Annotated in this window: 27 protein-coding genes and 1 pseudogene; 8 read left to right on the forward strand and 20 right to left on the reverse strand. The window is 48.7% G+C overall.

Features of this window, described 5'->3' with window-relative positions; genetic code table 11:
• Window position 1: 1 nt before the first annotated feature.
• The 9 genes from FAY33_RS10230 to FAY33_RS10270 form a co-directional block, all read right to left on the reverse strand.
• Entirely contained in the window at window positions 2-424 is a 423-nt protein-coding gene (locus FAY33_RS10230; RefSeq protein ID WP_143321132.1) for a hypothetical protein, read from the reverse strand.
• Between the two features lie 384 nt (window positions 425-808).
• Window positions 809-1,855 carry a hypothetical protein gene (locus FAY33_RS10235; RefSeq protein ID WP_143321133.1) on the reverse strand — a complete coding sequence of 349 codons (1,047 nt, stop codon included), beginning with the start codon at window positions 1,853-1,855 and terminating at the stop codon, window positions 809-811.
• Window positions 1,856-1,951: 96 nt separating this feature from the next.
• Window positions 1,952-2,131 (reverse strand): DUF6103 family protein, encoded by a 180-nt coding sequence (locus FAY33_RS10240; protein WP_143321134.1) that lies wholly within the window; start codon window positions 2,129-2,131, stop codon window positions 1,952-1,954.
• A 145-nt stretch (window positions 2,132-2,276) separates the two neighbouring features.
• Window positions 2,277-2,561 carry a hypothetical protein gene (locus FAY33_RS10245; protein ID WP_029695029.1) on the reverse strand — a complete coding sequence of 95 codons (285 nt, stop codon included), beginning with the start codon at window positions 2,559-2,561 and terminating at the stop codon, window positions 2,277-2,279.
• Between the two features lie 4 nt (window positions 2,562-2,565).
• Window positions 2,566-3,447, reverse strand: coding sequence for a ParM/StbA family protein (locus tag FAY33_RS10250; protein WP_143321136.1), 882 nt, complete (start codon window positions 3,445-3,447; stop codon window positions 2,566-2,568).
• A gap of 30 nt (window positions 3,448-3,477) precedes the next feature.
• Complete coding sequence (locus tag FAY33_RS10255; protein WP_143321137.1) at window positions 3,478-3,828, reverse strand: DUF6103 family protein; 351 nt, start codon at window positions 3,826-3,828, stop codon at window positions 3,478-3,480.
• 19 nt (window positions 3,829-3,847) lie between these two features.
• Window positions 3,848-4,753 (reverse strand): DUF6329 domain-containing protein, encoded by a 906-nt coding sequence (locus FAY33_RS19425; protein WP_185967576.1) that lies wholly within the window; start codon window positions 4,751-4,753, stop codon window positions 3,848-3,850.
• Window positions 4,754-4,775: 22 nt separating this feature from the next.
• Complete coding sequence (locus tag FAY33_RS10265; protein WP_347562681.1) at window positions 4,776-6,179, reverse strand: peptidoglycan DD-metalloendopeptidase family protein; 1,404 nt, start codon at window positions 6,177-6,179, stop codon at window positions 4,776-4,778.
• Window positions 6,180-6,347: 168 nt separating this feature from the next.
• Window positions 6,348-6,596, reverse strand: a complete 249-nt coding sequence (locus FAY33_RS10270) for a hypothetical protein (RefSeq protein ID WP_143321139.1) — start codon at window positions 6,594-6,596, stop codon at window positions 6,348-6,350.
• A 121-nt stretch (window positions 6,597-6,717) separates the two neighbouring features.
• Between FAY33_RS10270 and FAY33_RS10275 the strand changes: the two genes are divergently transcribed.
• Window positions 6,718-7,044, forward strand: coding sequence for a helix-turn-helix transcriptional regulator (locus FAY33_RS10275; protein WP_143321140.1), 327 nt, complete (start codon window positions 6,718-6,720; stop codon window positions 7,042-7,044).
• A gap of 33 nt (window positions 7,045-7,077) precedes the next feature.
• On the opposite strand, the gene FAY33_RS10280 is transcribed toward FAY33_RS10275, so the two are convergent.
• The 3 genes from FAY33_RS10280 to FAY33_RS10290 are packed head-to-tail and all read right to left on the reverse strand — an operon-like array spanning window position 7,078 to window position 10,517.
• Complete coding sequence (locus tag FAY33_RS10280; RefSeq protein WP_143321141.1) at window positions 7,078-7,581, reverse strand: gamma-glutamylcyclotransferase family protein; 504 nt, start codon at window positions 7,579-7,581, stop codon at window positions 7,078-7,080.
• A gap of 16 nt (window positions 7,582-7,597) precedes the next feature.
• On the reverse strand, window positions 7,598-8,650 hold the full coding sequence (locus FAY33_RS10285) for an amidoligase family protein (RefSeq protein WP_143321142.1): 1,053 nt from the start codon (window positions 8,648-8,650) through the stop codon (window positions 7,598-7,600).
• Between the two features lie 37 nt (window positions 8,651-8,687).
• Window positions 8,688-10,517, reverse strand: coding sequence for a DUF87 domain-containing protein (locus FAY33_RS10290; protein ID WP_143321143.1), 1,830 nt, complete (start codon window positions 10,515-10,517; stop codon window positions 8,688-8,690).
• A gap of 188 nt (window positions 10,518-10,705) precedes the next feature.
• Between FAY33_RS10290 and FAY33_RS10295 the strand changes: the two genes are divergently transcribed.
• The 7 genes from FAY33_RS10295 to FAY33_RS10320 are packed head-to-tail and all read left to right on the forward strand — an operon-like array spanning window position 10,706 to window position 15,148.
• Window positions 10,706-11,041, forward strand: a complete 336-nt coding sequence (locus FAY33_RS10295; RefSeq protein WP_024345932.1) for a metalloregulator ArsR/SmtB family transcription factor — start codon at window positions 10,706-10,708, stop codon at window positions 11,039-11,041.
• Window positions 11,034-12,095 (forward strand): ACR3 family arsenite efflux transporter, encoded by a 1,062-nt coding sequence (gene arsB, locus FAY33_RS10300; RefSeq protein ID WP_143321144.1) that lies wholly within the window; start codon window positions 11,034-11,036, stop codon window positions 12,093-12,095. The genes FAY33_RS10295 and arsB overlap by 8 nt, the downstream gene beginning before the upstream one ends.
• Complete coding sequence (locus tag FAY33_RS20140) at window positions 12,079-12,294, forward strand: hypothetical protein (RefSeq protein WP_347562678.1); 216 nt, start codon at window positions 12,079-12,081, stop codon at window positions 12,292-12,294. Before arsB ends, FAY33_RS20140 begins: the two co-directional genes overlap by 17 nt.
• Window positions 12,295-12,306: 12 nt before the next feature.
• Complete coding sequence (locus tag FAY33_RS20145; protein WP_347562679.1) at window positions 12,307-12,570, forward strand: N-acetyltransferase family protein; 264 nt, start codon at window positions 12,307-12,309, stop codon at window positions 12,568-12,570.
• A gap of 23 nt (window positions 12,571-12,593) precedes the next feature.
• Window positions 12,594-12,968: an arsenite efflux transporter metallochaperone ArsD gene (gene arsD / locus FAY33_RS10310; protein ID WP_143321145.1), complete on the forward strand. Its 375-nt coding sequence runs from the start codon at window positions 12,594-12,596 to the stop codon at window positions 12,966-12,968.
• Between the two features lie 20 nt (window positions 12,969-12,988).
• Complete coding sequence (gene arsA, locus FAY33_RS10315; protein ID WP_143321146.1) at window positions 12,989-14,722, forward strand: arsenical pump-driving ATPase; 1,734 nt, start codon at window positions 12,989-12,991, stop codon at window positions 14,720-14,722.
• A 12-nt stretch (window positions 14,723-14,734) separates the two neighbouring features.
• Complete coding sequence (locus tag FAY33_RS10320) at window positions 14,735-15,148, forward strand: arsenate reductase ArsC (RefSeq protein WP_143321147.1); 414 nt, start codon at window positions 14,735-14,737, stop codon at window positions 15,146-15,148.
• Window positions 15,149-15,290: 142 nt separating this feature from the next.
• Here FAY33_RS10320 and FAY33_RS10325 read toward each other — a convergent pair whose 3' ends face one another.
• The 8 genes and pseudogenes from FAY33_RS10325 to FAY33_RS19430 all read right to left on the reverse strand — a co-directional run.
• Complete coding sequence (locus FAY33_RS10325; RefSeq protein WP_143321148.1) at window positions 15,291-15,575, reverse strand: hypothetical protein; 285 nt, start codon at window positions 15,573-15,575, stop codon at window positions 15,291-15,293.
• A gap of 86 nt (window positions 15,576-15,661) precedes the next feature.
• A complete protein-coding gene (locus tag FAY33_RS10330) occupies window positions 15,662-16,252 on the reverse strand; it encodes a hypothetical protein (protein ID WP_143321216.1) in 591 nt (196 codons plus the stop codon).
• Window positions 16,249-16,515 (reverse strand): hypothetical protein, encoded by a 267-nt coding sequence (locus tag FAY33_RS10335; protein ID WP_143321149.1) that lies wholly within the window; start codon window positions 16,513-16,515, stop codon window positions 16,249-16,251. Before FAY33_RS10335 ends, FAY33_RS10330 begins: the two co-directional genes overlap by 4 nt.
• Entirely contained in the window at window positions 16,491-18,842 is a 2,352-nt protein-coding gene (locus tag FAY33_RS10340; RefSeq protein WP_143321150.1) for a DNA cytosine methyltransferase, read from the reverse strand. The genes FAY33_RS10335 and FAY33_RS10340 overlap by 25 nt, the downstream gene beginning before the upstream one ends.
• Window positions 18,839-19,399: a DUF4406 domain-containing protein gene (locus FAY33_RS10345; RefSeq protein ID WP_143321151.1), complete on the reverse strand. Its 561-nt coding sequence runs from the start codon at window positions 19,397-19,399 to the stop codon at window positions 18,839-18,841. The genes FAY33_RS10340 and FAY33_RS10345 overlap by 4 nt, the downstream gene beginning before the upstream one ends.
• The gene (locus FAY33_RS10350) at window positions 19,396-20,301 is read right to left on the reverse strand and encodes a conjugal transfer protein TrbL family protein (RefSeq protein ID WP_143321152.1); all 906 of its coding nucleotides are present in this window, start codon (window positions 20,299-20,301) and stop codon (window positions 19,396-19,398) included. Before FAY33_RS10350 ends, FAY33_RS10345 begins: the two co-directional genes overlap by 4 nt.
• 214 nt (window positions 20,302-20,515) lie before the next feature.
• Window positions 20,516-21,061 carry a DUF4259 domain-containing protein gene (locus FAY33_RS10355; protein WP_143321153.1) on the reverse strand — a complete coding sequence of 182 codons (546 nt, stop codon included), beginning with the start codon at window positions 21,059-21,061 and terminating at the stop codon, window positions 20,516-20,518.
• A gap of 37 nt (window positions 21,062-21,098) precedes the next feature.
• Window positions 21,099-21,179, reverse strand: a pseudogene (locus tag FAY33_RS19430) (DUF3852 family protein); the annotation flags it as partial.
• Window positions 21,180-21,305: the final 126 nt, after the last annotated feature.

Genomic DNA, 21,305 nt, shown 5'->3' on the forward strand with positions numbered 1-21,305 from the left:
ATCAGTCACGCCTTTCCCGCTTCTGGAAGCTCACTACATCTTCAAAGGTCACGGAGCCCACCGAACGTTTTACATCCTCCACGCATTTGCCACGGAGCTTGCGCAGGGTATTTTCATCGTAATCTGCATTGACGGCGAGGATATTCATCATCATGCTCATCTCCACCGCCAGCTTGAAGGTAAGTCGGGCCATGCGGTTTTCCAGACCATCCACCATACCGGTCATAGCCGAGGTGATGGCAGCCGGTAGAAAGCGGACACCTTCCTCTGCTGAGATATAGCCGCAGTAAAAACGTATTGCCTTTTCGATGAATTCACTTTGACTCTGGCAGTTATCCCTTTTGTACCAATCTGCCACCAGCTGTCTGGTTTCCGGATACATCCACAAAGGGAACTTCTTTTTGTTTTTTTCTTCTTCTGACATAGTAAACCTCCGTTTCTAACCAAAAAGGGCTGCAACGCCTGTCGCAACCCCTATGAAAAGCCTTTGTTTCCGGCATTTATCGGTGTTTTGTTTTCTTTACAACCCCGTAAGCAACCCCAAGGGTATTTTTACGACCCCGGTTAAAAAACCGTTTTTCTCCCCGCATTGCGGGGAGATATGAGCCGGAGCGGGGCGTTTACGACCCCGCTCCTTTAACCTGCATCGTTTTCGACCCCATGGTTCACCACGATTTTTCTTGTTTCGCCAGCCGTCAATCTTCTGCGCACACGGCTCCAACAAGGGGCTACGCCCCCTTATGGTGTAACGTGCCACCCCAGCCGGAAGAACGCGACACAGGGGCACACGGGCGGCAACGTGGCGTGTCTACATCTGCTGCGTGGCTGGGCCTGTCAGCGGCTCGGATTCCTCCTGCAGCTTGAGGCTGTAATCCTCCAGCGTCATACCCTCCTGCTTCATGCAGTAGTCCTGCATTTTGCTCAGCAAAAGCTCCTTTTCATGATCATCCAGCTGATAGGCCAGTTCTTCGCAGGAGCCATCCCCACGATTCAGGACAATGTCCAGGGTATCACGCACCTGCCCATGAACGGTATCATAGTTAGCATAGACATTGATCCAGTCATCGTTATTCGCTGTTTCCACATGGGTTCCGAATATCTCGTCCACGTTGAAGGGGACATTGATATAAAAATTGAGGCGCCCATCCGTTTCCATAATCTCGTCTGAAAAAGAGATATCACCTTCCTCCAGCTTGCGGCAACCTGCCGTGATCAGTGGAGCAGACTGTGTCAGCTCACGCCCTTCGAGATGTTCAAGAAAAATAGGCCAGCGCTTATCCTCTGGAAGATAATTGGCACGGTAGGCGTAATAGGCTGCAGTGCCGGTGTCCTTCATGGAATAAGCCTTCCAACCATCCATGATATTGACTCCGGAAATCATTTGCCCGTCAAAGTCAATGTCAAACACGCCGGTGATCTGACCGGTATTGTCCATTCGCTTTTTCACGTATTCTTCAAACTGTACTGCGTTGATGGAAACAGAATTCCGGAACAGGGCTGTAAACCTCTCCGGCTGATATTTCAGCTCACCGCGCTGGTATCTGCGTACCAACAACGCCAACTGCATCAGCTCCAAGCAGTAATCCGATTCGAAGCAATGACTGTCGCCGTTTTCTGTCACATGGTATACGGAAAGCCGTCGCATCTCCTGTACGCGCTGCTCAGCAGCAAAGCGTTCTGTATTGATCCGGTTCTCAAATTCAATTCTCTCCTGTTCGGGAACGGTTTGTACATATAGCTCCACCAGCTTTTCCTGCATGACAGCTTTTATGTCAGTGCCTTTTTCATAAAGGATATCCGACAGTGCGGTATATTGGTATTTATTGAGCCAAAGCTCGATTGATTCGTCACCCATTTCAATCCTCCTGTCATTTTAGAGTTTGAGATTCATATCATCCACACACTAATTTTCGCAGCGCGAACCTCAGAAAAAAAAGAGGCAGCACTCACACTACGCGCCGCCTTCCACCGCTGCTTCAATTCGTTCCCGCACATCGGAGGGAACATACTTTTCATAAAGCGCAGGAAGAACTGATTCAAGTCCTTCCTGCAGCTCTGCTTCTGTCCGATACTGCCGGAGGGCCTCCAGCCTTTCTGTGCTGTAACAAACAGAAATTACCGCTGTTTTCATTGATAACATCTCCTTTTCATAGAATTCTTGAATAAATAAGTGAGCCAAGTTGGTGCATACCGTTTACACCCATACCGAAAAACTGCGCCAAATTGGTGCAAGTTATTTTTTGCCTTAACAGGTATTTGGCAGGGAAGTGGAGTCTCTACAATTCCTCCAACGCGTGGATCAGGCTGTCAGGGAGCTCTTCCAGATGCACAGCGGCCTCCGGCACATTTGTCGAAGAAGGGACTGTTACCCGGAGCTGATTCAGTTCTTCCCGAACAGCCTGCCGCACCACCTGTTCCAGCTGAACATTTTGCTCTAAGGCGAGAATACTGGACACCACAAATTCTGTGCGCTGGCGGCTGGCCTGCTGCGTGAACAGCCGCTCCGCCTCCCGGTGTCTGGGATCGTCCATATCAAAGGACAGATAGTAACGCTTGCGCATATTCCTAACCCAGAAGGAGCATGTATCCGTCTGCATTTGCAAACCGGTTCAGCACTGCCACAGTATTGAGCCCATTCCCGCGCAGCCGAGATTCCAGAAGTTCAGCACCGCCGCCTGCAAACACAGTGGGGAGCCTCAGATCAAGTCCCCGTTCCCGGAGTGCATTAAACAGCTCTTTGCAGTAGACCGATACTTCTCGCTCGACAGTTTCTCCGATCTGTCTGCTGGCAGTATGCTGAATATTGCCCTGGATAGCATCGGTTATTAAGGTGTCTGAAAGCAGGATACCGCTTCGTTGAAGGGCATCCTGAATGCGACTGTATAAGGTTATGGTTCCCATCCGAAGGCTGGCACAGCTGGATCTATCTAGTCTGAAATTGTGGACGGTAAGAACATCCACCGTATAACCGCCGATGTCAACGAGGGTAATGCTTCGGTATTCCTTCAGCTGATGATAATAGCGGCACAACGCTGCATGTCCCTGTGCGAACACCTTACAGTCTGTAATACGACACCGGTAAGGTCTGCCCTCGAACACAAAGGAGACATTTTCCCGCAGAAAATACCGGCGGAATGCCTCCTTTTGTGTGCCGTAGCTGTCAATGGGAAGCCCCACACCCAGCATAATATCGGTACTACTCACACCCACGCGCTTCATGGCTTCCGCAATGGCCGGCAGGGTAAGCATAAACGTATCCTGCTCTCTGGTTTTATCCTGTTGAAAGCGCAGGCGACGTTCTCCAATCGCGTAAAAGCTACCCTCATAGAACATCTGCATTTCCGGCGTAATGAATTCCCGGTCGCTGACCGCAAAGCCGGAGGCATAAAGCATCCCCTCCGAGGATTTTGTATTATAATTTCCGTTGTCTATGCCAAGCTTAATCATGACTAACACCTCCTTGTTCTTTTTCTGTTGTTACATACTCATGTTCATGCTTTGGGTTTCCTGCGGCGAATCCTCCAATGGTTCTTCTTGAGGGGGAGCGTCCATTTGAGATTCTGCAGCAGTCTGCTCCCGCTGGCGGCGGCTTTGGCGTACCGGACGTTCTCTAACCGGGGGAGGCCCCTGTGTTTCCTGTGACACGGGCCTCTGCTCCATGCGGCTCTCTACATATTCCCGCACCTGCGCCGGAACTGCCTTTTCATAGGTTTTATCCAGATAATCCTGCAGCTCCTGTTCAATGGTAAGCTCCTTTTTATCCATGAAAAAGCGGAGGGCTTCCAGCTTTTCCGTTGGGAAGGACAACTTCAATTCGGTTGTACTCATGGGGTAATTCCTCCTTCTTTTACAATTTCAATTCCATGCCGGGAGTATCCTCCGGCTCTCTGACCCAGCGGTCATAATCCTCACAGGGACAATCCCCCGCAAGCATCCGGGTAAATTCAGTCAGGCTCTGAGAGGATACTCCCGCACACTCCGCCTGCATGCCATAAATTCCGTGAAACACTCTGAGCACCTGTGCATTCAGCACATCCTCCCATGCCTGTTTTCCTTCCTCTGTCAAGGTGGCAGAGTCAAGATACACAATGGTGGAAGGGTTCATATCCACCTCGTGATGCACAAGGTGGAGGTTTTCAAAAGGTACACGGATCAGTTCCTTTAAGCGCAATGTTTGATCTCCGGCATCTCCTTCACTCAAAGTGTCATTCTCCAGATTTGGGCAGTAATCCAGATAAAAGGTCATGTCCAGACCGTCCTCTAACAGCTCAATTTCAGCCATTTCCTGCCGAACCGAGAGAATGTTACAGAGCATCGTGCTGATATATTCGCTGTCCTTTAGATTCACACCGTACTGCTCTTGTATCTCATCAAAATAAATGGCCCATGAGCCACTGGTGGTACTTTGAGTACCTTCCCTAATAATCCGGTTCGCAAGCTCGTTTAATTGGGTGGTCAGATAATCTCTTGCCCCCGGAAGATAACTGGAATACCTGGCATAGTCATATCCCTCTGCTTCAACAAGAACACCATCAGACTGGTTTTCTCCCAACACCAGAAGACAATGATATGTTTCGTTTTTCTCCATGTACATGGAATCGGTGCTCTCTGAAATAAAGGGAGCGTCCCGAAGCATCCCGGAGCGGAATCGGCTGTATTCCGCTTTCGGAAGCTCCACTGCCTTTTCAATCACACATTCCCTTAAAGGGAACTCCGATACCTTTCGTTCAAATATTGCCTGTAGCTTCAACATAGCGTACTCCTTTCTTTTCTGCCTATGGCAGATAGCTTCTTGGGTTTTGGGCCATTCCGTTTATCCGCACCTCAAAATGCAGATGGTTCCCGGTGCTTCGTCCGGTAGAGCCCACCTTCGCCACAATTTCCCCGGCCTTTACCGTCTGTCCCTGCGTAACGAGCAAGTCCGAGCAATGTCCGTACAGTGTAACCACTCCTCCACCATGGTCAATGGTCAGATAATATCCGTATCCGGTACTGCCATAGCTGGCTGTATGTACGATTCCAGCGGCAGCTGCACGGATCGGCGTCCCTTTAGACGCCCCCAGGTCAAGTCCGGAATGCCCCGACCATGCTCCGGTGATGGGATCTGTTCTTCCGCCAAACTCTGAAGTGACCATGGAGCGCCAGCCGTTTCCCAACGGGGAGTTCAAACCAGAGGAAGATGCCTGTGCCTTGTTTTCAACATAGGGCCTTGCATACAGCACCTGCTTATCTGGATCAAACAAATTCCGGTATACCACCTGTCCTCTTGAAGAGGAGGCATCTACTACCTTGCCATCACCTGCATAGATGCCGACATGGGTGATATTGAGATAACGTCCATTTACCTTGTGGCTCCAGAACACCAGATCACCGGGTGCAAGATCGGACTTTGAAATGGTAAGTCCATTGTTCACACAGTATTTACCTTGCTCGGCGGCGGTACCGGGGAACTTGACTCCCAGCTGGCGGTATACCCACTGCACCAGATAGCTGCAGTCCGTATAATCGCCCTGCCCACGACGCTCCTGTGAATAGGGATCTCGCAGACGGGACAGTGCAAGCTGAACAGCCCCAGCTCCACTCTCACCCACAGGCAGATCATACGTCAGACCAGAGAGCTGGTCCGGCAGCCAGTCTACCCACTGGTCAAAGCCATCGCCTTCACCGGGTGCGCCGGTTCCATGCAATGCCCGGTAATAGATTTCTGATGCATTCGCCTGCTTCTCATAGGAAATATACAGACCAAGCGTTTCTTCCAGTCTTGCATAAATTTCCGGCAGAGAGGTAAGGGGAACCGCTAGGGTATAGGTTTCCTTATGCTCCACCTTATCGTCGTCTGTCCAGGTGCGGGTTCGTTCTTCATAACGGACGAAGCAGTCTGCAAATACCTGATAATCCATTCCGCGCAGAGAATTTGCGCCGAAATACAGAGCATAAAAAATGGCCTTGACCTGCGTGGAGTCAAGGCTTCCGTCCTCTATCAGGGGAGTTATTTCTGAGATTGCCGTGTCCAGTTCCGAAAAGTTTTGTCGCATGTCCTCAATGTACTGCCGATAGTCTTCCGGCACCTGACCGGATATAACGCCGCCGTGAAAGGAAAGTGCAACAGCGGCATTGTTGTGGTTTGCGGTTCCTGACAAAATACTTGTGATCATGACGATGACTAGAATAAAGGGCATTAATATGGTGGCGATGAGAACAGCCACCGCCTTCCATGTTCGTTTATCAGATGCGGCCCCAATTGCCGCTTTGACAGCAAGTGTGATAGTTGCAGGATCTGCCATAGATAACCTCCTTTTAAACACATATACCTTCCGGAGAATTCCCGGAGGGCATATGTGTTTTCCTCATTCAATTAATTGATCTTGTTTCATACCAAGCCGGCTGCGAAAGTCTAAATGCTCCTGTTCCAGACGCTTCCATTCACTGTCTGCCTCTTCAAATTTTGCAAGAGCTTCTGCAATCTGCGGAGAATCATAGGTTACCTTTTGCTCTACCAGTCTGCGCAGCTCACTTCTGTGCTTTTCCACCGTGTGTCCCAGCAGGTATAGCCGCCCTGCTTGCTTGATCAGCTTTGCTTTTTCCTTTGCTGTCATTCTTTCGTTTCCTCCATTCTTATTTCTTTTAGTTAGCATTAAGAGATATTATAATTCTCTTAATGCTTATTTCCAAGTGAAACAGGAAACTATAAGCTAATAATAAAAGGAGCTGATAGAGATGGATAACAAATTACAAAAGGGTGTCTTGGGCTCTGCGCTCCGGGCGGCGCGGCTGGACAAGCACTACACCCACGAAGCATTGGCAGAGCTGGTCGGTATTACGCCCACGCACTTAAAGCATATTGAGAGTGAACACCGTAAGCCCTCCATTGAGGTGCTGTATCGGTTGGTAACCGAGCTGAATTTCTCGCTGGACACACTATTTTATCCAGAAAGGAATGACGATTCCTTTTGCCAGACCGAGCGGCTCATGCGCCGATGCAGTGACAGCCAGCTGCGTATTCTTTACGCAGCTATGGAAGCCATGCTCAAGGAAGACGAATAGAACAGGTCGTACCGAAAGGTACGGCTTGTTTTTTTACCACCATCTCTGTCCAAACAAATTGACCTGTTCCGGCTCGGCTTCCTTCTGTTCCTGTGCCAGACGAATGGACTTTTCCACCGCCTGTTCCAGAAAATCAGAATCAAAGCCTGCAGATTTGTAGCCTTCCAGAATCGTGTTGAGATAGTAATCCGATGGTGCGCCCAACGAATGTCCATCATTCATCACATACACCATGGCATTAACAGATCGTCCGCCCAGCTCCACGGGAAACAGCTCCTTGCGGTAAAAATTCGGATAGCCCTCATAACGGTCAAGTGCAAGCTCATCCTTGGGCCGGATCTTCCACAAAAGCACCGGAACACTGGAACCCGCAAGCGGTTCCACAGTTGCAACAGCACTTCTGCGACTGCCGCGGAATAATAGTTCATAGTCCTTGATTTCGCTTACCCCTACCACCTTGGCAGTGGGGCATCGAAAAGACATCTGCGGCAGATTCAGGTTACTGCCATAGGCAATATACAGGGTTTCATTTTTCATATTTGAATACCTCCTTTTACATTGACATAGAAAGGCCGGGGCTTTGCTCATCAACCCCGGTCTGTTCCTGCTCATTTTCAATTGTTTGCTCTAATTGCAGTGATGGTGTATGTGTTGCTTCCTCTAGAGCCTTTTCTTTTTTCTGCCTTAATCGTTCCTTTTGCTGCTGAGCCTGTGCAGGGTCCTTCCACGCGATACAGCCATCTAAATGCTCCAGCAGGTGAAGCCTTGCAGTCTTAAATTCATCCCCGATGAGTCCAAGGCGCAGAAGCCAGGTGCGAAAGGTGTATTTTTCATTGGTGCTTTGAGTCTTTGTACGGCTGGCGCACTTCTGATTCAGGGCTTGTGCAGAAATTGCCATACACAGCTGAATGTACGACTTGATCTTACCGGCATGGGTGGTGCTGTTGAATAAACGGAACTCAACCGTACCTTTCTGGAACACACTATGAAGGTTAAGGCAATGATAACGACTATCGTGATAATGCTCATGGCGGGCATCCTCTCCGTCGTACCAGATACGGCTGACCTGTTCCAGCGATTTGGGTCTGCGGCGATTGAGTTCTTCCAGAAAACGATTGTCCACCGGCTTGCACCAGCGGTGCTGTCTGGCTACAGTTACCTGCAGTGCCTTGTAAATCATATCCTCCTTGGCAGCCATGATGTTGGTGATGTTTCGCAGGGTATTGGCATCAAAGGGGGAGGCATCCACATGCACATGGATGCCACAGCTGGAGTTTGCGATGGCACCGGCATCTCGCAGCTTGCGGATCAGTTCCTGCACGGTTTCGATATCCTCCCAACGGCAGATTGGGCTGACCATCTCGGTTTTGTATTCATCCGAAGCTGATATGGTTTGACGCCCGGCCTTACGCTGTGGCGTGATGCTGGCATCGCTCATAAACTTCCACTTCCGTCCCTGTGAATCCAAAGCTGAATAGGTATTATAATAGGTTCCGTCATAGTGGCTGTCGGTCCCGAAGTATTCCGCAGCAACCTTTGCCGCCTGTTCGCGGGTCACGCCGGTCATCTCTATCTCAATGCCAAAGCGCTGCTCTCTCATGTCCATAGACTATCCTCCCTTCGTCCTATATTTCGGGTGATCATTAGCGGCCTCCAGCTTTTCCGAACAGCTTTGCCTTATGCTCTGGGGCATGAACCATCAGGTTGTACCGCTCATTGCCGCATTTATAAAGACACACACCCTGCTGGGGATAGCGAATCAGCTCATATTCGGATTTCTCCAGCTGGAGCGTATCCATGTAAAACTTTGCATCTATGGAGCCTGCATTGAACAGGAACTGGTGGGTTGGAATGGAGAATAAGGGCTTGGTCAGCTCACGGATATGCTCTACGTTGAAATCCTCCAGATTCTGTGATGCCAGGATAACGGCGCTTTCTTTTTTTCTGACTCGTTTCATGAAGTTACGGATGTACTCAATGGCGGTGAGATTCGTCAGGAACAGGTATAGCTCGTCGATGCTGGCTGCAGTATTTCCGGTAGTCAAAAGTTCGTTGCTCATGTAGGAAAGCACATTAAACAACAAGGCGTTACGCAAATTCTTGCTTGCATTTAGCACACCCTTGACACCGAAGGTAATAAAATCATTGCTGGTGATATTGGTATGGCCGTTAAAAAACTTGGACTCCGCTCCTTTACACATGGAGTGAAGTCCAAGGCAGATTTTCCGAAGAGAATCCGCTGTATAGAGCTGGCGGTGGCTTTCATCGAAGCCCTTATATTCCTTTTCAATGAGGTCGTACAGATCAGATAAAATCGGGTAATCCGAATGATTTAAGCGGTCAAAATTGCTGTGGTCCGTGATTCCCCATTTTTCATAGAGCTTTCCCAGCATGATTTCAATGGTGTCGATCTCCCGGTCCGTAAAGTCCTTGTAGGTGCGGAAAAAATCCTTTAGAAAGCTGATATGCTGGCTGAGCTTGCTGGTCTGGCGGAATGCCTGGGGTGCGTCCATATCCTTGGGATCACCAGTTTCATCCCAGCTTTTTGGCTCCAGCACATTGATGATGAACTCGCCGGACATGAGGTCAATAAAGCAGCCCCCAAGATTGATGGTCAGATCCTCATACTCCATTTCCGGATCTAACCCGATAATATGCATACCAGATTCACGCAGGTTGCACAGAATCAGCTTTAACAAGTAGCTCTTGCCTTGACCAGAGTTTCCGAGAATGAGGATGTTGGCGTTGGTCTTGTCGTCGGCGCGGCGGTTAAAGTCGGCCAGAATATTACTGCCGAACTTATCCCTGCCGAGGTAGAAACCATTGGGGTCGGTTTTTCCAGAGTAATTAAAGGGATAGAGATTTGCGACCGAGCTGGCTGGCAGCACCCGTTCAAACTGATCCCCAAACACGTTCCAACCGGAGGGCATGACGCAGATAAAACCTTGCTGCTGGCGCAGCATCAACCGATCCACATTCAGTTTGGAGCGTACCAACTCTGTCAGAACTTCCGTCTGCAGGAGCTTCAGCTGGTCATAATCATGAGATGTCAGCTCAATATATACAGCGGCATGGAGCAGAGGCTCCCGGCTCCGATGCATCTGTGCCACAATAGTGGCCACGTCCTGTAGATTTGACTCTGCTGTCACGGTCTGCTGGAGATCCTGCGTACTGGTTCTCTGCATCCGGTTTTTGTTGGCAGCGTTTGTGATGATTTTCTTTTCCTCCACTGGGGTGACATGTCGGGTATAAAGGTGCAGGGTAACGCCATCCTTCTCCCCAAGGTGCCGGAGGATAGCCTGTTCATCGGTTGCAGTAGGATATTCCCGGAGCGCCCAAACACAACGGTAGGTATTGCCGCAGATGAAATGGTCGGCATTAAACTTGATTACTGAAGGGGCGATCATATCCAGAAATTCTTGTATCCGCACCTCCTCTTGCGGCTGGGCTTTGGGTTTCACTTTTCTTGCCATGGGCTTCTTCCTTTCTGAGTTTGATTTTGGGTATTGAAAAAGCCGCCACAGTTTGTGACGGCTTAAAAAATAGTGATTAGGAAATGGAAATCAAGGTTTTACTAATTATAAAATCAATTTCATATTGACACTTTTCGATTTGGTGCATATAATAGTCATATCGAAGAATATAAATGTGAGGTACCAATATGGAAAACTATTTGGAAAATACAAAAGTGTTTAAGGCGCTGGGCGACCCCAAAAGGGCTATGATTGTTGATATGCTCTCTTGCGGAGAGCTTTGTGCCTGCATGATTTTAGAGAAATTTGAAATGTCCCAATCTACGCTGTCCCACCACATGAAACTTCTATGTGAATGTGGTCTTGTCAAAGGCCGAAACGAGGGCAAATGGACGTATTACTCTTTGGACGAGGAAACCATCGGCAAAACAAAACAATTTTTCTGCTCCATCACCTCTGATAAGGAAAACTGCATCTGCAAAGAAGATACAGGCTGCTGCAAAGGATGTGATGACAATGAGTAAGGAGAAAAACACTGGTATCGGTTTTTTTGAAAAATACCTGACCATTTGGGTGCTGATCTGTATGGCTGCGGGAATTTTAATCGGCAAGTTCCTGCCAGGTATCCCTGAATTCTTAAGCCGATTTGAGTACGCACAAATATCCATTCCGATTGCTGTACTCATTTGGGTGATGATTTACCCCATGATGATGAAAGTGGATTTTCAGTCTATCAAAAATGTACGCAACAATCCGCAGGGGCTTCTTATATCCAGCGGAACAAGCTGGCTGATTAAACCATTTCTCATGTTTGGTCTTGCCTCCTTCTTTTTCTACGTTGTTTTTAAGACGTTCATACCGACCGAGCTGGCACAAAGCTATGTCGCTGGAGCCGTTTTGCTGGGTGCAGCCCCCTGTACCGCAATGGTGTTTGTTTGGAGCAATTTGACCAAAGGCGACCCTGCCCATACCTTAGTGCAGGTAGCCGTCAACGACCTGATTATCCTCGTTGCGTTTGTTCCCATCGTATCCTTTCTGCTGGGTGTAACAAATATCTTTGTGCCGTGGGATACGCTGATTCTTTCCATTGTTTTATTTGTTGTCGTCCCTCTCGTGGGTGGCTTTCTTACCCGATATTTCATTGTAAAGAACAAAGGCGAAGAATATTTTACACAAAGGTTTATTCCTAAATTTGATAATGTTACAACTGTTGGACTTCTCCTGACATTGGTTATCATCTTCTCATTCCAAGGAGATGCCATACTGGAAAACCCCTTACATGTCCTTTTGATAGCTATTCCGTTGATTCTGCAAAATGTCCTCACTGCCGCCTTTGCTTACTGGATGTGCAAGATAACAAAGCAGCCCCATAACGTTGCAGCTCCTGCCGCACTCATTGGTGCATCGGACTTTTTTGAACTGTCGGTGGCTGTAGCGATTGCACTTTTCGGGCCAACTTCACCGGTGGTGCTGGTCTGTACCGTTGGCGTTCTGACAGAAGTGCCGGTTATGCTCTTTCTTGTACGATTTGTCAATAAAACGAAAGGCTGGTTTCCTCAAAATGAATTACAAAATTAGAGAAATGCAAAAAGGCGACTGGAAATCAGTCAGCGAAATCTACCAGCAAGGTATGGATACCAACCTTGCAACATTTCAAACGGAATGCCCCACTTATGAAGAATTTGACCAGTCGCATATCAAGCAATGCCGCTTTGTATTAACCGATGGTGATGTCATTGCCGGTTGGGCAGCATTAACTCCTGTGTCAAGCCGCTGAGTTTATCATGGCGTGGCGGAAGTCAGTATTTACATCCATGATACCCATAGAGGAAAAGGTGCGGGGAACCAACTACTGAACTATCTGTCAAAGCAATCTGAAAAAAATGGTATCTGGACACTGCAATCGGGAATTATGGCTGACAACAAAGCAAGCATTCGTTTGCATGAAAAATGCGGATTCCGTCAAGTCGGATTCCGTGAACGAATTGGGCAAGACCGTTTTGGACAGTGGCGTAATACCGTTTTTATGGAACGAAGAAGCAATTTAATATAATCATATAGAAGGAGAGACTTATCATGAAAAAAATGCAAATATTTGAACCCGCCATGTGCTGTGACACCGGCCTTTGCGGTGTAAGTGTTGACCCGGAGCTGCTCCGCATTTCCACTGTTTTGAATGCACTGAAAAAGAACGGAGTGGCGGTTGACCGCTTTAATCTTAGCAGTGCGCCAATGGCTTTTGTCAATAACAAAACAATCAACGGCTTTATCAACGAAAAAGGTGTTGAGGAGCTGCCTGCTGTTATGGTCGACGAAAAAATCGTGATGACAGGCCGCTATCCAACCAATGAGGAACTTGCATCTTTGCTGGAGGTTCCCGCAGGCTATTTGACCGAAGCTAAATCCGCAAAGCAAAGCGGTTGCTGCTGTTCTGACGGGAACTGCTGCTAAATAGGAAAGGTGGTTCCTCAATGCAAATCTTTGACCCAAACAAAATTACATTAACAAAATATTTATTTTACACAGGTAAAGGTGGTGTCGGGAAAACATCTGTAGCGTGTGCAACGGCGGTAAATCTTGCGGACAGCGGCAAAAGAGTTCTTCTTGTCAGCACAGACCCGGCTTCCAACTTGCAGGATGTGTTTGACACCCCGCTTTCAGGGAAAGCCACGCCCATTGCAGAAGTACCCAATCTGGATGTAGCAAACCTTGACCCTATGCAGGCAGCGGCAGAATACAGGGAAAGCGTGCTTTCGCCTTATCGTGGTAAACTTCCGGAATCAGTCCTCGCTAATATGGAAGAACAGCTTTCTGGTTCCTGCACAGTAGAGGTTGCCGCTTTCAATGAGTTTTCCAACTTCATTACCAATAAAGAGATGGAAGAAAAATACGACCACATTCTTTTCGATACCGCGCCGACCGGGCATACCCTTAGAATGTTGCAGCTTCCCTCTGCGTGGAGCAATTTCATCAGTGAAAGCACACATGGTGCCTCTTGTTTGGGACAGTTATCTGGGCTTGAAAGTAAAAAGGAAATGTATAAAGCTGCGGTTGAAACACTGACAGACGGCGCACAAACAACCTTGATTCTTGTAACCCGACCCGAAACAGCTCCCCTCAAAGAAATACAGCGGGCTTCTTACGAATTAGCGGAGCTTGGTGTACGCAATCAGTCTATGGTAATCAATGGCGTATTGGCAGATTATGATGATGCCATCTCGGAGAGCCTTTACGATAAACAGCAAAAAGCCCTTGTGAATATACCAAAATCGTTAGAGGAAATCCAAACCTACATGGTTCCCTTGCGGGCATACAACATTACTGGTATGGAGAATGTCAGGTCACTGCTCACAAAGGATAGCTATGTCATCAGCGATGAGACCATCAAAGCAAAGAGCATTCCTCAGCTAAAGGATGTAATTGATGACTTATATCATAGCGGTAAAAAAGTCGTTTTCACAATGGGCAAGGGAGGTGTTGGCAAAACCACACTTGCCGCCGCTATTGCCTTAGGGCTTTCTGAAAAGGGTAAAAAGGTGCATTTAACCACTACTGACCCAGCAGCACACTTAAAATTTGTTCTCGATGAAAACAGCGGCATTACCATGAGCCATATTGACGAGCATAAGGAACTGGCACGCTATCAGGAGGAAGTTTTAACAAAGGCACGGGAAACCATGTCGGAAGAAGATATTGCCTATATCGAAGAAGACCTGCGCTCTCCTTGTACACAAGAAATTGCCGTATTCAGAGCTTTTGCGGAAGTTGTGGAGCGTGCCGAAAATGAAATTGTTGTCATTGATACCGCACCTACAGGGCATACACTTCTGCTATTGGATTCTACATTGAGCTATCATAAAGAGGTTCAGCGGACACAAGGCAATATCCCTGATTCCGTAAGAAAGCTGCTGCCACGTTTGCGAAGTGCTGAAACAGCAGTCGTTATTGTAGCCTTGCCTGAAGCTACCCCGGTTTATGAAGCCTTGCGGCTGGAAGAAGATTTGAAACGTGCTGATATTGCAGCAAAGTGGTGGCTTGTGAATGCCTCTCTTTATCATACAAAAACAACAAACGCCCTGTTGGCCGCAAAAGCCAGCAATGAAACTCCATGGATAAATAAAATAGCGGAACACACAAATGGCAGCTATGCTTTAATCGCTTGGAGTGCAGATGATATGAAGGGCGATAAGCTACGGGAGCTATAGAAGGAGGCTTTTATGAATAAGGAAGTAAACAAACCCAAAGCAGCATTTATCTGTGTCCACAACTCTTGCCGCAGCCAAATTGCGGAAGCTCTCGGCAAGCACTTTGCCGCTGATGTGTTTGAAAGCTATTCTGCCGGAACAGAAACAAAGCCACAGATCAATCAGGATGCCGTTCGGTTAATGAAGCTGCTCTATGGCATTGACATGGAGGAAACACAGCATTCCAAGCTGCTTTCGGAAATTCCTCCGGTTGATATTGTTATCACTATGGGCTGTAATGTGCAGTGTCCTTTTTTACCCTGCAAGCACCGTGAGGATTGGGGACTTGATGATCCGACAGGCAAAGGTGATGACGAGTTTATTACGGTTATAAAGCAGATTGAAAATAATATATTATTGCTTATAAAGAGAATTCAGGATTTGTAATCCGTTGTTACAAAACTTATCTGCTTAAAATTAAGTTACACAATTTTAATATGTTTGTGGTATTCTCAACATGAGCAAAATAGGAAGCTATGTGCAATCCATGGCTTCCTATTTTGTATTTCTTTCACCAGCAAAATTGGAGTCATAGAACCCCAAGGTCTTTTAAAAAACGCACACAATCTTTCGCTCCCTGCATATAAAGATACCCTTCCTGCATCCCTGAGATATCCAACGTTATTTCAAAATACTCCTGAAAAAGTTGCTGTTCCGGCTCACTAAGAGTAGAAATGCACTGTTCAATTCTTCCCCGCACATCAATGCGCCGCAGTATCTTTTGGTCCAGTGCCTCATCCTCCTCACGCTGCACGCTGAGCGCACGCTGAGTTAACTCCGCTGTCACCATATCCATGATTTCCTCATATTCCATTTTCATCACCTCCCGTGTATTACACAAGACAATAACCGAATACCTCGCACAAGTCTAGATGCAATACCCAACAAAAACCGGCGCGTTTACTCCCCGAAAATAACCCAACGTTCACCGTCAAAGTCCTCGAACTTTTCCGTTGTAACATTCTGCTCAAAATAGACGGCCAGAAGCCGCTTGATGTCCTCACTGCCTGCGCGCTTCGCGATAAAGCCCTGCTCCCGCAGGGTTTTTTCGATGCGGCTTAAGTAAGGGAACACCTCGCTATCCTTTTCATTTTTGAGCCGGATGATAACGAGGAATTCCCTGGCTGTAGCCATCTGCACCTGAATACGGTCAAGATGGAGAAGATCCTGCTCCAACAGCTTTCGCACAGCCGTGTTGTCTTCTTGTTCCATACGACTTCGCAAAAACCGCTTATTATCTTCGTAGCTTTCCCGGCTGTTCAGACACAGAAATTCCAGCTCCGCCATGCCCTTGAGAACCGTCATCAGTGCATAAATCCGCGCTGAGATACTTTCCTCAGATAACACTGAGATATTAGTGGGTTTAATCATAAAATACACAAGCCGATCGCCGCGATAGGTATCCAGACTGTAATCTGTCACTTCTCTGGTTCCAATGAGCTGGCGGGTAACCTTACGCTGTTTTTCTGTTTTCTTTTCTGTTTTATTCATCTTGGCAGATACCCCCATTCGTAGACCTGCTGCTTGGTCAAAAAGAATGCGCAGGCATATTGGATAAAGTCAAGGATACTGGTATCGTCGAACCGTATGGTTAAAAACGCGTAGAGGGCTGTGATGACAATGGGCAGCAAAAATCCCAGCTGCGCCAGAGCAAACACAGAGATTAAAAGTCCCACGCCAATGATGCCGATATCCCGGAGCTGCCAAAGCCACAACGTGGCTTTTGATTTTAGGTTGTCGGGGTAGATGTACATTCTGATTCCTCCTGTTCCAATTTGAATTTGCGTAAAAAATAAGCGATTCCCCGGAGCACATGCACCACACAGGGAATCGCCACACTATTACCAAGGGCTTTATATCTCGCGCTGTCCGAAGCGCCGGGGATATCTGTCCAATAATCGGGATACCCCTGGAGTCTTTCACATTCCAGAGGCGTCAGCCTGCGGATCAACTTACCGATACGAATGGGATGCACATTGTTAAGAGAATAGCCTCCATTCGTTTTGGATTGCAGGGTTCCGCTTAAGTCGCCGTTTTCCACTCCATTGCGGCAATCCAGTCCGGCCACATCCGCCTCACATATAAGGTCTGTAGCATCCTTATACTGTCTTGCACTTTGCGTGCTGACTACCTCATTTGGCGCATATTCACCGCTCCGTTGCTGCGAAAAAACGCAATGACGGTCTGTGGATGTCACGGTATAGCTGATGTCCGGCTGAACGCCAAGTCCATTGCCCCCATTGTGATCCTGTCGATCAATGATATTTCCGGCAATACAGTAAGTCGAATCATGTGCCAAAACTTCACCGGGCTCCCCGGCAAGAACAGCTGGCTGGGAAATCAGGGGCACATTGTTGCCGCCGGTTCCATAACGGGCAGACATTGTCGGAGCTACCGGGTGAGGCCCGGTATAGCGCGAGTCAATGCCATGATTCTCAAACAGCTCCGGCTCCGAGTCCAGGATCAATGGCTGATGTCCATGCTCCTGTGCTCGAAGCGTACCAGTCTGGTTTTCAGAACAGTACATCTGCCCGCCGCCCTGGTCGTTCAGGCAAAGGATGGAGGGCACCATATTGGTTCCGCTCTCTGCTGCCTTCAGTGTCGGAGAAATTTCCTCACTGTAACCAATTCCTCCCGCAGCAGGGCCTGCTCCTGCACAGAAGCCAGCTGTTAGCACGCAGAGATATCCCTGTCCAGCCTGCCCACCGCCCGATGTGAGGGATGTGTGCTGCTCCGGGGTCAGAAAGCAGTCTCCGTTTCCTTTGGTAACGACGCCTGCGGAAAACACCAGTCCGCCCGGATTCCGTCCACCGCCTCCATCTGCACCGGCCAGTGTTGGTGCAATGCCGTCCTCTGTAAAGATCCGTTCCTGCTGGGTATCCCATGGGGTCAGGCAATTTGGCTGCTGAACACCGGATTCTTCCGGAAATTGCGCCACAAAAGTCTGCTGTTTCATACCGGGTTGAGCTTGGATTGCCCCGGATACATCATTTAGGTTCCGTACCTCATCCCGCTGGTTACAGGCAAAGGCGATGGTTCCGCTTTCAGTTGCAGAATGAAATACAGCATGGGAGTGCGATGCCTGGAGGGTAAAGGCGGGATCATCAGCGGCTCCTATCCCAAGACCTGTTCCTTCTCCTAAACGCTCATGCCTTGTGGCTATCTGTGTATTGATTGGAATCGTTACAGGTTCACTTTTTTCTTCTGTTATATACCCATGTCCTCCGCCTTCGCCGCCATACAGAGACGGCCATACACCATCGCCTTCATAAATGCGGCGGCTTTGCACATCCCATGGTGTCAGGCATTCTCCGGAGCTTCCTCCAACGGCTCCGGAGCTTCTGCCTGGATCTCCAGCGCTCGTTTCAGAACAGGCGGCAGTTCCTTGCCGCGTTTCCTCGCTCTGCGCAGAATCCCCAAGCAGGCGGTCTTGCTCAAATAATATTTGTGATGCGGTGTGGCCTCCAAAATCTGCGACAAGGTATATACGTTTTCTTCTCTGGGGGGTGCGGGGCCAGTATTGAGCATCGTATACTCGCCAAGCAACGGAGAATTGATCTCCCAGTATGGCCCCAGCAGATTTCCATACCCCTCCCGGAGGTCGAGGTATAGATACGGTACTGTCCGCAATTCTGCAGGTTTCCTCAAGTACCGCCCGGAAATCCTCTGACTCAGAGGAGCTGAAGGCTCCGGGGACATTTTCCCAGCACATATACCGAGGTCGAACAGCGTCAGCTGACCTTCCGTTTGCTTTGTCATAGGCTCTCATCTCCTTGATTACACGAACCTGCTCCATGAACAGGCCGGAGCGCTCTCCCTGTAAGCCGGCACGCTTCCCCGCAATGCTCAGATCCTGACAGGGTGAGCCCCCGCAGATCACATCCACGGGCGTAAGCTGTGCACCATCAAGTTTTGTAATATCGCCTACATGGCACATTTCAGGAAAGCGCAGCCGGGTCACCTCGATAGGGAACGGTTCAATTTCGCTGGCCCAGACAGGCCTAAAGCCATGTCCGACGCCTGCCAGCGGAAATCCGCCAATCCCGTCAAACAGGCTGCCGAGGGTCAGCGGTTCGGTCAATACTGCAGTTTCATGCCAGAGAAAGGCGCTTCCTCCAGCGTGATGTCCATTCCTTTTGCATAGTAGGCTACATTAGGCGTGCGGGTATTTTCTATCAGCCGCCTGGCTTCAGAGGCCGCTTCCTCATAGGTATCAAAGGTCAAAGGTTCTCCGTCCTGCTTTACCCAGGCTTCCGATGCTCCGCACACTGAGACGGCACTCCTGCACGCCCATATTCCGTATTTCTCCATGGTATGTCCTCCTTGTATTTGTTCTGCGGATATCCGTCTGACCGGAATACCCAGCCGTTTGGCCTCCGCAATCTCACAGCACATTCCATTGCTGATCCGGGAACCGCACACCCATAGTTCCTCGCAGGCCGCCAGTACCCGAAGTCCCATTTGAATACCGGCTTCCCGTTCTTCCGGTACAGCATCATTTAGCAGTTGGGGGTATAACAGATGCACAGCCACCGGCGCACAACACTGCGATATAGCATAGCGGCAGGCATCCTGCGCAAACCTCACGTTTCGTTCAATTTCCCCTGCATAGGGGGAACAGATATAGACCATCTTCATTTTGCTGCCACCGCCTTTACAATCGTCCTCGTAATGTTCATGGCAGTCTGCCCGGCATAGACAGCACTCATAAAGTTAGCCCTGGTGCTGGTATCTAATCCGAAAGCTCCAGCGATTCGGGGAATTTCTCCCGCCGCCAGCATAAGCCCCAGTCCAAGCAGAGCCTGATCCTTCACAACCATCAGCCCAGCTATGAGGATGGTAGATTGTAAAAAGGCGGTCAGACACAGCCCAATAATCTGCTTGCACCAGCTGGTGAAACCGTCCATGTAACCACGGGGAACGGAAAACATATACAAGCTGCCCACAGCGATTTGAATGAGCAGGATACCGCCGCGTTTGAGATTTGCAAAAAACACCTTAATTACGGCGTAGCCCATCAGAATCAGGATAAACAGCATCATAATCGGACTGGTGATCACTCCCAGCCCGCCAAAGACGTTCAAGCTACCAGCGCTTTCTAAATTTCCGGCTGCTGATAGCTCGTTGATGATATTACCTGCAAGGGTATCCAAGCCGCTTCCGTAGCCAGTGATTCCCGCCGTCAGACTACTCTGCAGTGAAACGGACAGTTTGTACAGTTCTACGGGAACGGTGGAGAATAACCCCACTGCCATAAATCCCTTGATGGCATTCAGTGCGGCATCCCGGATGCTGCCCCGTCCGGACTGGTATTCGATTGCACATTCAAAAACGGACACCACCAGCCCGGTTCCATACAACGCCCAAGCCAAACAAACAAAAAACAGGACGATGGACTGTACCCAGCTCATTTCGAACAGGTCCGCTCCCATGCCGCCCATTGCGGAAAAGAAATTTCCAAGAAAGCCGATAATCTGACCGTAAATCCAATCAAGAATCTGACCCAGCACGGTATCGGCTACAAAATCCCATATGAACATGGGCATCACCTCCAATAAAAAAAAGCTCTCGCATAAAATACGAAAACCTTTTTTACTGATTTTTATTTAGTTCCTTGAGGAAAACATATCTTTCCTCCAATCAAACGAACAGGACAACTCCCTTTTATAATGGCTGTCCTGCCCTTATATCAGGTGTAAAAATTTGAACCAGTTGCGTCTGGCATTGCCTACAGCGAATGCCATCCACCGTTCATCATCTTATCTCGCCCATAACCGGACCGCTCATCTGCTCCTTAGACGGGATCAGTTCATTCTCCTGAGACATAAGAATTGAATCCATGCGACTGATCAGCATGGACATATGCTCCTGCCAGCCGTTCCAGTCTTCTTCCTTAAACCAGCCACCCCATTTTCTATCGGAATTAGCTGCCAGCTCCGCTTCCTCCTTGATACAGCCGAGTGCGTCAGCAAGATAATTCCGTAGCCATTGAACGGACTCCCCGGTAACGGTAAAGGATTTGACCTTGCTGAATTTGTTTTGGTTTGCCGCCCATCCCCCGTCATAGTCCATATCGCTGATATCCTCATCCTGGAATTTTACAATCATTTCAGCCAATGCCATCGGTCCGGTGTGCGATGCTAAATCCGTGACTTCGGGCACACACCATTCTTTCTGACGCATCTCCTCGATGATTTTTTCAAGCTCCAGTACTCCATTCTCCGGCAGTTTACTTCTGATGAAATCCACTGTATCAAACCCGGTGTCAGACTCGAACGCCGTTATTCCCCAGCATCCCATAAGTTAACTTCCTCCTTTTTATTTTATTTCCATAGGCTTACATACCAAGGATCTGCCAGATGTACAGCGGGCAGGTCAGTGCAAACACGAGGCAGGCGAACAGAATCGCGGGCGCGGATAGTGATAGGTAATCCCTTGAAGTCATCGCAGGATTTTCCCCCACTCCACACCGTACGTGAGAGTTTCCCCTCATACGGCGTTCCATCGTTAAGGGTTTTAAAGTAATTCACACAATTTCAAGTAG

The organism is Clostridium sp. HBUAS56010 (genome assembly GCF_007115105.1).
Lineage (GTDB): Bacteria > Bacillota > Clostridia > Lachnospirales > Lachnospiraceae > Lacrimispora.